Raw genomic sequence first — 14,379 nt, forward strand, 5'->3', positions numbered from 1 at the left:
AATATTAACCAATATATCTAGCATCAATTGGGTAATATGAGTCGGTTAGGCAGTTTTTGATTCAAGTTTTTCTTGTCATGAATTTAATTCGCACAACTCGCCCTTGCCATATTACGTTGTTGTCATATATATTGTGCGTGACAGTATGACGTTTGTTAATATTATTAAGAGTCAATGGTTAATTGTGTTTGATCGGTGCTTTGTAGCTTATTTTAGATACAAAAGCACGCTTAACAGTTTTACATGATTGATTTTATTTGTGGTGTTCCGCTTTGCGGTGGTCTCTATCTAGTATTAATCATCTAAAACTAAACACAACAGCTTGTTTGCGGTCACACCGCGAATAGGTGCCCTTGATTTCCTTCTCAGTAGTGTCTTTTTCTTAGCGTCAAGAAGTTTTTAGCGTTATTGGTTGAGGCGTTATTGATACTTTTACAATAACCAGTAATTTGGTTAAGGACAGGTTTTATGAATGGAATTTCAAGTGGTGTGCTAATATCGTTAGCCGCCTATTTTTTAGTAATGATTGGTATTGGTGTTTACGCCTATTTCCAACAGGCCAACGACTCTGAAGGCTATATGCTTGGTGGACGTAACCTTGGTCCAGCAGTGACTGCCTTATCAGCAGGCGCTTCAGACATGTCAGGCTGGCTACTTCTTGGTCTACCAGGCTATATGTATAGTGATGGTGTGGTCAGTATCTGGATTGCACTTGGTCTGACTATCGGCGCATTCTTAAACTACATCATCGTTGCACCGCGTCTTCGTGTCTATACCGAAGTTGCGAACAACTCAATCACCCTCCCTGATTACTTTGCAAACCGCTTTGAAGACAAATCGCACCTACTACGCGTTATCTCAGCGATCGTAATCATCTTATTCTTTACCGTATACACCGCAGCAAGCTTGGTTGGCGGTGGTAAGCTATTTGAAAGCTCACTAAACATGTCATACTCAACAGGCCTATGGGTAACTGCAGGTGTGGTGGTATGTTATACCTTGTTCGGTGGCTTCCTAGCGGTATCAATGACCGATTTCGTACAGGGCGTTATCATGTTGTTTGCGATGGTCATCGTACCTATCGTAGCCTTTACAGACCTTGGCGGCGTATCAGCGACCACAACAGCAGTCAGTAACATCGACCCAACATTATTGAACATTACTGAAGGTATGAGTATCATCGGTATCATTTCATTGATGGCTTGGGGTTTGGGTTACTTTGGTCAGCCACACATTATCGTACGTTTCATGGCGATTCGTTCACCAAAAGATGTACCAACGGCACGTAACATTGGTATGAGCTGGATGATTGTCAGCCTTATCGGTGCGTTGATGACAGGTTTTGCTGGTCGTGCCTATGTACAAAAAACTGCAATGACCCTAGATGATCCTGAGACCATCTTCCTTGTATTTACTCAGTTCTTGTTCCACCCACTGGTATCTGGCTTCCTACTTGCTGCTATTTTAGCTGCAATTATGAGTACCATTTCATCACAGCTACTTGTGGTTTCAAGCTCGTTAACAAAAGACGTTTATCAGCTATTCTTTGATAGAGAAGCACCAGAGTCTCGTCAAGTCTTGGTTGGTCGTATCTCAGTTATCGTCGTTGCTATCGTATCTATCATGCTGGCTTCTGATCCAAACAGCTCAGTACTTGATCTTGTATCAAACGCTTGGGCAGGCTTCGGTGCTGCATTTGGCCCACTCGTTATCTTTAGCTTGACTTGGAGACGCATGAACCGTAATGGTGCGGTTGCAGGTATGGTTGTCGGTGCTCTAACCGTTATCGTTTGGATCTATGGCGGCTTTACCCTTGCTGATGGCACTGCACTCAACAGCTGGTTGTTTGCTATCGTTCCTGGTTTCGTTCTAAGCACGATTGCTATCTTCGCTGTGAGCATCATGACTGGTGGTCCGCGTGCAGAAGTTGAGCAGCAGTACGCAGAAATGGAAACCTTATTAAAGCAGTAAGCAAAACAGATTAACCGTTTATATTAAGAACCCCATAAGTTGGATGCAACTTATGGGGTATTTTTATGCGTTACGATCTATGGTGTGTCATCATTGTGTGTTCAGCTTTAAGGGGTCAGTCCATCAGATACAGCCTCTTTATACTTACGCGCTATCAGGTAATAAAACCTATTTTGCACGCTTGTTCATTACAAAATTACTTATTACGAAATTTAATGGGCTGAATGTCGCCTTTTGGATTGGGCATGTTGGGATAATGATGCTCATGCTCGACGTCACATTCTTCGCCAACGACCGTGCCATCATTTTTTACAGGCTTATGGATAAAACCTGTACGCTCGCTTGCGGCTAAGTGCTCATGTTCCCATATCATCACCGCTTGCATGCAGGTCTCACGCTGCTCAGCGCTTAGGCGGCGACCATCAGGCCACTTGCCAAGCTCAATAGCGGTGCGAAACTTGTCCACCAGCTCAGGCGTTAAGCTTGCAAGTACCGTTTGTTTGTCCATATCACCCTCGTCATTTCTATATATTAAATATTAGGCCTATTTTACCATGCCTATAGCATGTTGCCAGTAACTCAGTCGTCATCGCTCTCTAAACTGAATTCATCAGCATGCACATTCCAATGTAGCTTGGTACGGCAAGCTTCGTAAAAATCAAACCCTGGTGGGTGCAACAAGGTGAGCTTATCAGGATGCTTACGGATATAGAGACGATGGTCTTTTTCTAGTGGCATACTTTGTTTACCATCAGCGCTGACCATAGGCTGCGTGCGATTGTCCTCATGAATGCGAATGCAAATCTCGCTATTTCCACTAACCACAATCGGGCGGCTGGACAAAGTGTGTGGATGCATGGGCACAAGACAAATGGCATCCATACTGGGATGAACAATCGGCCCACCACCTGACAGGGCGTACGCTGTCGAGCCTGTTGGTGTAGCGACGATTAAGCCATCACTATGCTGGCGATAGACATCGTGGCCGTCGATTTTCATCTGAAAATCAATCATATGTACCGACTTGCCTGCATGCAATACCACATCGTTTAATGCCATATCTTCATATAAAATATTACGCCCATCACGGATTTCCATGGTCAATAAAAAACGATGATCTAATTGATAGTTACCCATTAAGACCTGTCTTATCTTAAAGGCCGCTTCAGAGGGGCGTACGTCCGCCAAAAACCCAAGCCGCCCACGGTTGATACCCAGCACAGGAACACGGTAGCGCGCCAAGGCTTCGGCAGCATGCAGAATGGAGCCATCACCGCCGACCACGATGACCAAATCGCAAATTTCACCAATCAAGCCACGCTTAACGATTTTGACACGCTCAATATTGCTCAAGTCCAAATTCGGCAGTTCTGCAGTTTCTACATCCATGACGAGGGTCAAGCCCATTTCGTTGATGGTATGCGCGATTTGTAATAAGCTTGTGATGACACTACGCTTGCCTGCCCGACCCATCAATCCGATGCGCTGAAAAGCAGGATTTTTAATATCACAAAACAGCTTAGATTCGTGTAAATGTGGCAGACGTTCAGACTGCGCTGAGTTTTCCATAAAGCGACTCGATATAAGCGTAAAACAACACCATAATAACGGTAAACCATTAGCTAAACTAGCCTCTTTTTTTATCAACTGACTTGTATGTTGTATTAAGAGCCAACCATCTGAGCATACACTTCTGCTTGTATCTGCGTTACATCGACACCATATAATACTTGAGCTTGGACACTAGGTATTTTGTTCAAGCATAACCTAGCAACATGCTGTGTATGGCAACCAAAAAATACAAATAGCGTTCACGTAAATATAGTTGACAATAGTAGCGGGTTTGCTAGAGTAACGAGTATCTATATCATTTTATTTATATTATTAAGGACATATGTATGGCCAATCCTATCGTCAGTCGCACAGAGCTTGCGGTCGGTGGGAAACCGATGACCGTAAAAGGGGTGGTGCGCAAGACCAGCATGTTGCTTGGTTTGTCTGCCGTATCTGGTTTAGGATTCTTTTTTTATGCCCTAGCCGCTGGCTTATCAAGCAATTTTATTTATATGACCGCTATTGTCAGCATGTTTGCTGGCGTGGGTCTGTCATTTTTGATGGTGTTTAAGCCGCATCTCGCCAAAACGCTTGCTGTGCCATACGCACTGCTTGAAGGCTTGTTTCTAGGCGGCATTTCGATGATTTTCGCGGCGATGTACCCAAGTGTACCATTGACCGCATTATGTGCGACCTTTGTCACCGCTGCCGTCATGCTGGGCTTATATCGTTCAGGCGTGATTAAAGTGACGGACAAATTTCGCTCTATCATGATGTCAGCGATTTTTGCCATCATGCTGCTATACATCGTACAGTGGGGCTTTGCTATCTTTGGCTCAAGCCTACCTTTCTTATTTGATGGTGGTATGATTGCTATTGGCTTTAGTTTGTTTGTCGTCGTGATTGCGTCGTTTAGCTTGTTGCTTGATTTTGATAACATCGAGCGCGGCGTAGCAATGGGCGTCTCTGATGACTACGAGTGGATTTTTAGTGTGGGCATCATGGCAACGCTAGTCTGGATGTACGTTGAATTCCTACGTCTACTGAGCTACTTGCAAGACTAATCAATCAAGCGTTTTAACAAAAACTGTTGTTAGAAAAAGAAAAACCGCCTTAAGATTTTGATGGCGGTTTTTTTGTGGCTGATGGTTTTTATAAGACGAAACCTAGGTAAAACCATAACATGAGTCGTCAACGTCAATAATTAAGCGCGTTTTAAACGTAAGGCATTAAGCACCACGACCAGTGAGCTTAATGACATGCCAATAGCTGCAAGCCAAGGCGGCACATAGCCGAGCACCGCAGGCAACAGCACAACGCCATTGTAGCCGAGCGCCCAGCGGAAATTTTGTTTAATGATGCGCTCAGTTTTATTGGCGATGTGTTTTGCCTTACCGATGGCCTCGATTTTGCCATTTAAAATAATACTGTCACTGGATACTTGCGCCAAATCTGCCGCGCCCGCAATCGAGGTTGAAACGTCTGCCGCTGCCAGTACAGGCGCATCATTGATGCCATCGCCGACCATCAGCACCACTGCCCTTTGCTGCTGCAAGTCTTTGATACGTGCTACCTTGTCCGCTGGGGATAGCGCATTGTGCGCGTCAGTGATGCCAAGTGACGCGGCCACTTTCATTGCCTCTGCGCTAGGGTCACCTGTCAACATGACAGGCTGCAAGTCATACGCGTTTAGCGTCTCTAATAGCGCTGGCACCGTATCACGGACTTTGTCATTAAAATAAAAGCTGGCTTTGGCATGCCATGACTGCGTGTCTGCCTGCCATTTTGACAATACCACCACGAGGCTGGCCTGATGCGTCTCGGCACGAATGCTGTCAGCGGCACTATTGTCCTCTAACGCAAAGGCAGGGTGCCCAATACGATAGGTCATGCCACCAATTACCGCTTGCACCCCACCCGCTGGATAATGGGTCAAATCGTCTGTGGCAGGCAGATGCAGCTGATAGGCAGCGGTTAATAGCGCGTGTGCGACAGGATGACGGCTGCCGACCTCGAGCGCGGCAGCGATAGCGAGCAGCTGATTTTTATACGCCATATCGTCAGACGAGGTATTAAGTTCCGCGTCCATCAAGTCAATATGCAGCAAGTTGGGCTTGCCATACGTGAGCGTGCCCGTCTTATCAAACGCCACATGGGTAATGTGTGCGAGCGTCTGCAACGTGTGCCCGCGTGTGGTCAAAAAGCCATAACTTGCCAAGCGGTTGGTGGCGACGGTCAAGGCAATCGGCGTGGCAAGCGATAATGCGCATGGACAGGTAGCAACCAAAACGGCAACCGTTGCCCAAATGGCTTGGCTTGGGTCAATAAAATACCAGCCAATAAACACCAATACTGACAAGATTAAAATACGCGCCACAAACCAGCGTGCCAGCCTATCCGCTTGCTGGGCGAGCTTGGGCTTTTCGCTCATCGCGCGGTTCATCAAACGGTCAATCAAACCAATCTGACTGTCTTCAGTTTCCGCTGTCACTAGCATGATAAAGGGCTGGCTGTCGTTTTGTGCGCCACCGATGATGTGGTCGCCTTGCTGCTTAACGATTAAATCACCCTCGCCTGTCAGTAGACTTTGCGAGACGGTCGCGGTGGTGCTAAGCAAAATGCCATCGCTGATAATCTCTGAGCCTGCTTCGACTTTAATAATGTCACCAACGCGCAGACTTTTACTGGTTACGAGATTATCTTGGTCAATGTTTTTTTGTTGATTGTTTTGCCAATGTGTCAAGGCATCTTGGGCTATTTTTAAGCGTACTTGTGGATTGATAGCGTTTATATTTTTATTGCTTAGGCTATTTTGTTGATTGTCTTGGTCAGTGTCAGAAGTATCTGCTGTCAGCAACTGCTGAATGTGCGCAGCGGCTTCGGTATCTGTGCCAACTTTTTGCACCAATACAGGCTCGACCACCACCAAATCGTTTGCCATCGTCGCCGCTTTCAAGCGGGCATTGTGCTCGATATAGCGACCTGCCAGTAAGAAAAACACAAACATACTGACCGAATCATAATACGTGTGTCCGCTGCCTGTTAGCGTGGCATACAGACTGGCAAAAAAGGTGACAATCAGCGCGACACTGACAGGTACGTCCATATTGACTTGACGCGCGCGTATCGCGGTATACGCGGAAATAAAAAACGGAATGGCAGCATAAAAAAACACAGGCACGCTGACAAACAGCGACACCCAGCGCAAAAAATCACGCTGCAACACCATCATGCCGCTGTATTCGCCAAAATAAATCGCCACGGCATACATCATAGACTGCATCGCGCCGAGCGCCGCGATACCGAGGCGCAATATCATTTTATTATTATGTTTAGCAAGCATGGCTTCGTGCGTGTCTTGGCGATACGGCTTTGCCTCATAGCCGATATCGCCAATAGTCGCAAGAATCTGACTGATGGGTAATTTGTCCTCATCCCACGTCACTTGCATACGTTGATTGGTCAAGTTCACGCGGCACGCATCGATTCCATCGAGACTGAGCAGGCGCGATTCAATCAACCACGTACACGCCGCACAGCGCAGATTATTGACCGACAGCTCAGCAACCGACAGCGCGTCTTGATGATAGACAAATTGCGATTTAATGTCTTCATGGTCATAGGCACTCAGGCGCGTCATTTCGGCAGGCAGACTTGCCGTGCGGTTAATCTCTGAGCGGTCAAGATAGTATTGCTCCAGCCCCGCCTCCACGATACTCTCTGCCGCCAGCTGACAGCCCAAGCAGCACATCTCACGCGGCGCGCCGAGCACTGTCGCCATAAAAGGCGGACTCGGTACGGCATCACCACAGTGGAAGCAGTGACCCGCTGGCGGCAATATTAACCCTTGTGTGATGGAGTCTTCGTACAGGGTAGCGGCATGGGATGAGGTATCAGACATGACAGCGCGGTATTCCTTAGCTAGTAAACGGGGCAAGCAATGAGCTAAACGCATGATAACAAAGCATATCTATCAGACGCACTATAGCGCGTCATCGCTACCGATAGTCGCCTACTGTACATGATAGATTGAAAATTTTATCGTTTTGCGTCATCATGAGGCAGTTTTTTTATCGTAAAACGGTGCCGCATCAGTGCAAAAGTTCACACCCTCTCGTCATCCTATCACCAGCACGCCTGCAAACACGCAGCGCGGACTGGTTTTTAGTACGATTTTATTGCTCATTGTCATCGTCGGTATGGTGCTCCTCGCGCTTTATTTGGTCAAGCTCGATCGCACCATTACTCACAAATTTGAGGGCAAGCGCTGGGATATTCCAGCCAAAGTGTATTCCCAGCCGCTTGAGCTTTATCAAGGCGCAAACGTGGATAATGACACCATCAAAAAGTGGTTAGAGCTGCTTAACTATCAAAGCAATAAAAGCTATGAGCGTACAGGTAGCTTTCATAAGTCAGGCAGTACCTACTATATTCATACCCGCGGCTTTACTTATAGCGCCAATGACATCGACCCTGAACAAGTCATCAAGCTGAGCATCTCAGGTGGCGAGATCAAGTCGATTCAGAGCACACAGCAAAGCAAAACAGGCATTATCCGTTTAGAGCCTGTCAGCATCGGTGGCATCTATCCTGATAACAACGAAGACCGTATGGTGGTGTCGCTTGATGACGTGCCGCAGCCCTTGATTGATGCGCTTATCTCTACCGAAGACCGCGGCTTTTATGAGCATAAAGGCGTGTCTATCCGTGGTATTGGCCGTGCTGTCGTTAATAACTTTACAGGTGGCTCAAGACAAGGTGGCTCGACCATCACGCAGCAGCTGATTAAAAACTTTTATCTAAACTCCGACCGTACGCTTAAGCGTAAAGCCAACGAAGCCTTAATGGCAGTATTGCTTGAGCTGCATTATAGCAAAGATGAGATATTGCAGGCGTACCTAAACGAGATTTACTTGGGTCAAAATGGCAAACGCTCTATCAATGGCTTTGGCTTGGCTTCGCAGTTTTATTTCAATAAACCCTTAAACGAGCTGCGTGTCGACCAGCAAGCCCTTTTGGTCGGCATGGCAAAAGGCCCAAGTGTCTACAATCCGCGCCGCCATCCTGAAGCGGCTAAAGACCGCCGTAATACTGTACTAAATAATATGCTGGTACTGGGCAAAATCTCGCAGGAAGACTATGATGCGGCGATTAAAAAACCGCTAGGCGTGGTGGATAAGGCCAAAGAGGGCAAAAACTTATTCCCTGACTTTTTGGATATGGTAAAGCGTGAGCTGAACAATGTGTACTACGCTGATGATTTAAAAAATGAAGGTTTGACCATTATCAGCACCCTAAACCCAGTCACCCAACTGGCTGCTGATAATGCGGTGGAGAAAAAGCTCGGTGAGCTACGCCGCCGTGGTAGCAAAACCAAAGATTTACAAGCTGCTCTTGTCAGTGCCAATCCTGAGACAGGCGAGCTGGTCGCCGTGGTTGGTAGTGGTAGTGAGTTTACAGGCTTTAACCGCGCTGTTGATGCCAAGCGTCAAGTCGGTTCACTATTAAAGCCCGTCATTTATATGACCGCACTTGAGAGCGGTCGCTACAATCTTGCCAGCTCTGTCGATGACTCACCCATTACCGTTGAGCTCAGCGATGGCAAGACATGGACGCCAAAAAACTATGACCAGCGCGACCACGGCTTTGTGCCACTCAGTACCGCACTTGCCAAATCATACAACCAAGCCGCTGTGCGCATGGGTATGGAGTTTGGTGTCGATACTTTTGTTAGACAACTGCGCCGCCTTGGGGTAAAAGAAGAAATCCCAAGCTACCCCTCTGTGCTGCTTGGTTCTGTCAATCTCAGCCCGATGGACATGCTGGGCGTCTATCAGGTGTTTGCAACGGGTGGTTTCCGCACGCCAATTCATAGTATTCGCACGGTTATTGATAATCAGGGTCGTATTTTGCAGCGTACAGGACTAAACACCAAACGCAGTATCCCTCCTGAAACCAACTTTTTAGTAAACTATGCCCTCCAAGGGGTGGTTAAGGATGGGACGGCGAAACGTATTCAATCGCTTGGCAGCAACTTAAACCTTGCGGGTAAAACAGGCACGACCAATGATTACCGCGATGCATGGTTTGCAGGCTATAGCGGCAACTATGTCAGCGTGGTTTGGGTCGGCCGTGATGACAATAAATCTATCGGCTTAAGTGGCGGCTCAGGCGCATTGCCTGTGTGGGAAGACTACATGCGCCGTCTGAAACTGACGCCCGTATCTATGCCCGCACCTGAAGGTATTGAATGGCTGTGGCTCGAAAACAACTCTGGCAAACTGTCAAATGAGCGCTGTCCGAATGCCCGCTACTTACCTGTGCTGGCAAATTACTTGCCACGTGAGGCAAGTAGCTGTGCCTTAGACATTTATCAACAAGACCGCGCACGTGAGCAAATGGCATGGCAGCAAGAGCAAAACCGTATTAATCGTCAACGCCAACAAGAAGGCTTAGAGATTCCAAACAGTGCAGTCATAGACGAAAATAATGGTTCAGAGCGCCAAGCGGATACGTGGTATGAGCGTGCTCTTGAATGGTTCTAAATACAGCGTTATGATTTATGACAATCATCATTTGTTAAGAGAATCTGCATGAATACAGCCAAGCTCTCATGGTCATTTGTCTCGCATACAGCGCCCAGATTCCGATGGGTGCTGGGCGCTGTGCTGGGTAGCTTGTGGTTAAGCGCGTGCCAAAGTGTGCCGAATACCGCATCCACACCCACTACCAAACCAGCACCCACTGCTTCTGTATCCACGCAGTCAACCGCCCGCACCAGCACAGCTACCGATGATACGCGCTTTCAGCCAAAGCCCTATATTCCAACGATAGAAGAGCAACAACAGGCAGCAGCACAAGAGCGTCAAAGCAGGATTTTAAGTGAGGACAAGTCTTACGACACTCATGATACTGAGCCTACGTTTGATACGCCGCCTAAGATTATCATTAAGCCTGAACCTGAGCCTGAAGTAATCATTATTCCGTTACCTAAGCCGCCTATTATTGTGCCGCCACCACAGCCACCGTCACATCAAGAGCTTTTAGAGCAAGCGCGGCAACATTCGGCGCGCCCTAATACATCGAGTGCAAGCAACAGCGATAATCTACCCGCCTTTCGGAGCCTCATGCAAGTCGGTGTGGCACAGCTCAGTCGTGGCGAGCTGACCGTCGCCGAAAACAGCTTTACTCGCGCACAGCGTCTTGCCCCGCGCTCATCAGCGGTGTACTTTTATCTATCACAAATTGCTATCAAGAAGAATCAGCCTCACAAAGCTGAAGCGTTAGCACGGCGTGGTCTGAGTGTCTCTGAAGATGCTACTCGCAGACGCGCCTTATGGCAGTTGGTACATAAAGCAGGACAAATGCAAAATAACGCTCGTGTGGTACAAGAAGCCGAGCAAGCTTTACGCTAGGGCGTGTCTTCATTTAAAAAATGAACCACTTTTTCTCATTATAAAATTTTCTAAGCATATTTTAACAACAGGTGACCATTTATGGCATGGCAACAGCTACATTTACAGTGTGAAAAAGCAAACGTTGATTTGGCAGAGGCCTTACTACTTGAGGCAGGCGCCCTGTCAATATCTCTTGACGATGCAGGCGACCAGCCTCTTTTTGAGCCACTTCCAGGACAGTCGCCACTGTGGGATGAGGTTATTATCACGGGTCTTTTTGATAATGATACTGAGAGTCGTCAAGCGGTTGAACAGCTGAGCCACGATATCGCGGCAGAAGTACACGCCAGCCGCTTATGGTTAACGGCAGTTGACGACAAAGACTGGGAGCGCGAGTGGATGAGTCACTACCACCCAATTGAGTGCGCCAATGACTTATGGATTGTACCCAACTGGCTAACCCCGCCTAAGCCTGACGCGATTAATATCATTATGGACCCAGGTTTGGCGTTCGGTACAGGTTATCATGCGACCACGCGTCTGTGTTTGGACTGGTTGACAGAAGAAAACCTAAAAGACAAGGTCGTCATTGATTATGGTTGCGGCTCAGGCATTCTTGGCGTAGCAGCGCTACTGCTTGGTGCGCGTCAAGTTTATGCGGTGGATATTGATCCACAAGCGGTATTAGCAACCAAACAAAACGCCGAGCGTAATCATGTTGGCGACCGTTTGCAAACGTTTTTGCCTGATGAGTTCCAAAGCTATTGTAAGGACAATGACATCATCCCCGTTGATGTTATGGTTGCTAATATTTTGGCGAAGCCGCTTATTGAACTCGCACCGTATTTAGCAAGTTTGTTAAAATCACAAGGTCGCATTGTGCTGGCAGGTCTAATAGAACCTCAAACTGAATCGGTGAAAGCAGCCTATCAGCCTTATTTTGCTTTAGATAATACGCATGCCTTTACCACTCAAGAAGACCATCATTGGCAGCGTCTGTCAGGTACATTTACAGGCTAGCAACATTTAATTACATCTGTTAGGATAGCAACATTAGTTTGTGATTTTATCGGTAACTATACTTATAGTAGATGCACTGAACGTGGGTATCGGGTTCGCGAATAGCTGTCAGCGATACTTAAGCAGGCTGATACACACAAACATGCTGACAAGATATAAGTACTACTGATAGGCGTGTCATCATTTAGATAGCGAGGTTTTAAGTGAGATAAATCGTAGTCAAACAAGGGAAAAGTTGCAGAGAATATAGGCATATTCACAAGATTTGTGACGCTGTTTGGTAAGATTTAGCCCGTTTAAGACCGTTAAATGATGTCATGTGTTCATTGATGACACGTCCTAGTATCGCTAGGATTCAGTAGCTTTATGATTTTAGTGGTAGCGCGCAGCAGTGATGCTGCATCTTTTTGGATTAGAGTTTATGGCTATGCTTATCACCACCAAATGCCCCCACTGCCACACCAAGTTTGATATTCCAGCAGTGCAATTTGAGGACAGTACAGCAAAGGGTCGCTGTAGTCAGTGCCATAAGACATTTTTTATTAATAACCATATTGTTAATAAGCACATCCCAGCCTCTAAAACTACGGCCATAAGCCCCACTCCTCAATCACATCTTGATGACCGAGCTGTAGATCATCAGTCACCAACAACTAAGCCGTCATCAACCTCTAAAGTCAAAGTGTCTACGATTAAAGCAGATGCCGATTTGATTTATGATGATATGGCCATTGAAGAGGATGATGATATAGGCGATATTGGGGACGCGCTGATTTACGATGATATGGACATCAATACCAGCAAAAATGCGACCAGTGCGCTATCTGAGCTCGATATCGATGCCCTATTCAACGATAGAGACAACAACGAGGATAACCGCACAAAACCCAAACAAAGTGCGACTTACGACACACCTGTCAATGTTAAAAAAGGCGTCAGTTCAAATAAAATCAATGACACCAGTATGCAAGCCAGCATAGACCAACGTCAGAATACAGATGACGGTACTTGGCTTGAAGGGCTACTGCAAGAAAAAGACCCTATAGCGTCCCAAGATACCGCGCTTACTGATAATACTGACTTGTCTGAGTTATTAGCAAAAATGGGTATGGAAGCAGATCATTCAGCTCCTAAACCTCATAGACCTGCCGCACAAGCCGATACATTCCGCCAACCATTACCAATTGCAAGCACCTTATGGGCAATAGGCTGTGTGATTCTAGTCATGCTTTTGTTCGCACAGTATCTTATTTTTAATGCCGACAATATTATCAAAAACCCAGAAAAAGCTTCTACGCTGCACTCTATTTGTGCCATTGCCTCTTGTAGCCTACCTGCGGCTGACTTGCAACAATTAACGATGGCCGATTCAATGCATAGGCCAAGTCAAGTTAAAGATGCAGAGTTTTTTAGCGATATCGGTGCTGATATTATCAATCAAAGCGATAATAGCCAGTTATTGCCAAGCTTACTCATCAAGGTTTATGGGGATAATAATGTCTTGCTGGGTGACTTTCTTGCTGAGCCTGAAGGTTATTTATTAAGCCCACAGACACAGATAGCAGCGAGCAGTACGTTACCTGTACTTTTTACCATACCTATCGAAGACCAGCAGATTACACAAGTTGCAATTCAGCCTTTATATTAAATGCTCTAGGGCGTGTCCCTATTTTAAAAATGGTGATAAAAATGAGATAAATCGCAGGCAAACAAGAAAAATAGCGTAGGTAATATCAAGACATTGGCCAGCTATTTGACACCGTTTGCCAAAGATTTAGCCATTTTTAGCCCATTTAGTCATAAACGCTTGAATTAGGGACACGCCCTAATCCAATCATTATCAAAATAATGCAACAATCAATGATAGATGACGGTTTTGATAATTGCTATTGTCACTGATACACGCTTATCGCCGCTAACCTTCAAGGACATTATTCAATGACCGACGATTCAAAGCGCATGGACGCGCCACCTATTTATGCCCATGAACACACTACCGACAGTTCATTTTTCGAAGACCATAGCGATGTTGACGCATCGCTCATGGCACTTGAGGACACACTAGCGCAATTAGATCCGCATAGTACTGCTCAGTCGCCACAGCCACAAGAAGTCGAAGTACCACCTGCTTATCATAGCCAAGCGCCCCTACGCAGTCATGTTGAACAGGTGGTACGCGCTTATTTCGCTGCGCTCGGTGATGAGATGCCGACGGACCTATACGCGCTTATATTACAAGAGGTCGAAGCGCCGCTATTACAAGTCGTTCTTGAACAAACACGCGGCAATCAGACCAAATGCGCGCAAGTTTTGGGGCTAAACCGTGGCACACTGCGCAAAAAACTCAAAACTTATGGCTTAATGGAATGACGCTAAGGCGTCATTTTTTTGTATAACGCGCCCAGATGTTTTATGATACCGCCTACTGTGTGATGCG

At 46.5% G+C, this 14,379-nt stretch carries 10 protein-coding genes and 1 pseudogene; 8 read left to right on the forward strand and 3 right to left on the reverse strand.

The features are described from left to right. Positions 1-468 precede the first annotated feature (468 nt). Complete coding sequence (gene putP / locus JIE71_RS02090; protein ID WP_199507073.1) at positions 469-1,971, forward strand: sodium/proline symporter PutP; 1,503 nt, start codon at positions 469-471, stop codon at positions 1,969-1,971. Between the two features lie 196 nt (positions 1,972-2,167). Here putP and JIE71_RS02095 read toward each other — a convergent pair whose 3' ends face one another. Further along, on the reverse strand, positions 2,168-2,479 hold the full coding sequence (locus tag JIE71_RS02095; protein ID WP_199507074.1) for a YeaC family protein: 312 nt from the start codon (positions 2,477-2,479) through the stop codon (positions 2,168-2,170). A gap of 71 nt (positions 2,480-2,550) precedes the next feature. Then, complete coding sequence (locus tag JIE71_RS02100; RefSeq protein ID WP_199507075.1) at positions 2,551-3,540, reverse strand: NAD(+) kinase; 990 nt, start codon at positions 3,538-3,540, stop codon at positions 2,551-2,553. A 329-nt stretch (positions 3,541-3,869) separates the two neighbouring features. On the opposite strand from JIE71_RS02100, the gene JIE71_RS02105 reads away from it, so the two are divergent. Beyond that, positions 3,870-4,589: a Bax inhibitor-1/YccA family membrane protein gene (locus JIE71_RS02105; RefSeq protein ID WP_199507076.1), complete on the forward strand. Its 720-nt coding sequence runs from the start codon at positions 3,870-3,872 to the stop codon at positions 4,587-4,589. A 140-nt stretch (positions 4,590-4,729) separates the two neighbouring features. On the opposite strand, the gene JIE71_RS02110 is transcribed toward JIE71_RS02105, so the two are convergent. Next, positions 4,730-7,426, reverse strand: coding sequence for a heavy metal translocating P-type ATPase (locus tag JIE71_RS02110; protein WP_199507077.1), 2,697 nt, complete (start codon positions 7,424-7,426; stop codon positions 4,730-4,732). Positions 7,427-7,619: 193 nt separating this feature from the next. Here JIE71_RS02110 and mrcB point away from each other — a divergent pair, with 193 nt between their 5' ends. From mrcB to fis, 6 genes and pseudogenes are all read left to right on the forward strand, one after another. Beyond that, the gene (gene mrcB, locus JIE71_RS02115; protein ID WP_199507078.1) at positions 7,620-10,070 is read left to right on the forward strand and encodes a penicillin-binding protein 1B; all 2,451 of its coding nucleotides are present in this window, start codon (positions 7,620-7,622) and stop codon (positions 10,068-10,070) included. A 48-nt stretch (positions 10,071-10,118) separates the two neighbouring features. Beyond that, the gene (locus JIE71_RS02120; RefSeq protein WP_199507079.1) at positions 10,119-10,940 is read left to right on the forward strand and encodes a tetratricopeptide repeat protein; all 822 of its coding nucleotides are present in this window, start codon (positions 10,119-10,121) and stop codon (positions 10,938-10,940) included. A gap of 81 nt (positions 10,941-11,021) precedes the next feature. Further along, positions 11,022-11,942, forward strand: coding sequence for a 50S ribosomal protein L11 methyltransferase (gene prmA, locus JIE71_RS02125; RefSeq protein ID WP_199507080.1), 921 nt, complete (start codon positions 11,022-11,024; stop codon positions 11,940-11,942). 427 nt (positions 11,943-12,369) lie between these two features. After that, positions 12,370-12,471: pseudogene (locus tag JIE71_RS12550) on the forward strand (zinc-ribbon domain-containing protein); the annotation flags it as partial. A gap of 153 nt (positions 12,472-12,624) precedes the next feature. After that, positions 12,625-13,590, forward strand: a complete 966-nt coding sequence (locus tag JIE71_RS12525; RefSeq protein WP_323126906.1) for a DUF3426 domain-containing protein — start codon at positions 12,625-12,627, stop codon at positions 13,588-13,590. Between the two features lie 395 nt (positions 13,591-13,985). Further along, positions 13,986-14,312 carry a DNA-binding transcriptional regulator Fis gene (gene fis / locus JIE71_RS02135; protein ID WP_199507202.1) on the forward strand — a complete coding sequence of 109 codons (327 nt, stop codon included), beginning with the start codon at positions 13,986-13,988 and terminating at the stop codon, positions 14,310-14,312. The last annotated feature ends 67 nt before the right edge of the window (positions 14,313-14,379 follow it).

This window comes from Psychrobacter sp. bablab_jr014, from assembly GCF_016464015.1.
In the GTDB taxonomy this organism is placed as follows: Bacteria; Pseudomonadota; Gammaproteobacteria; order Pseudomonadales; family Moraxellaceae; genus Psychrobacter.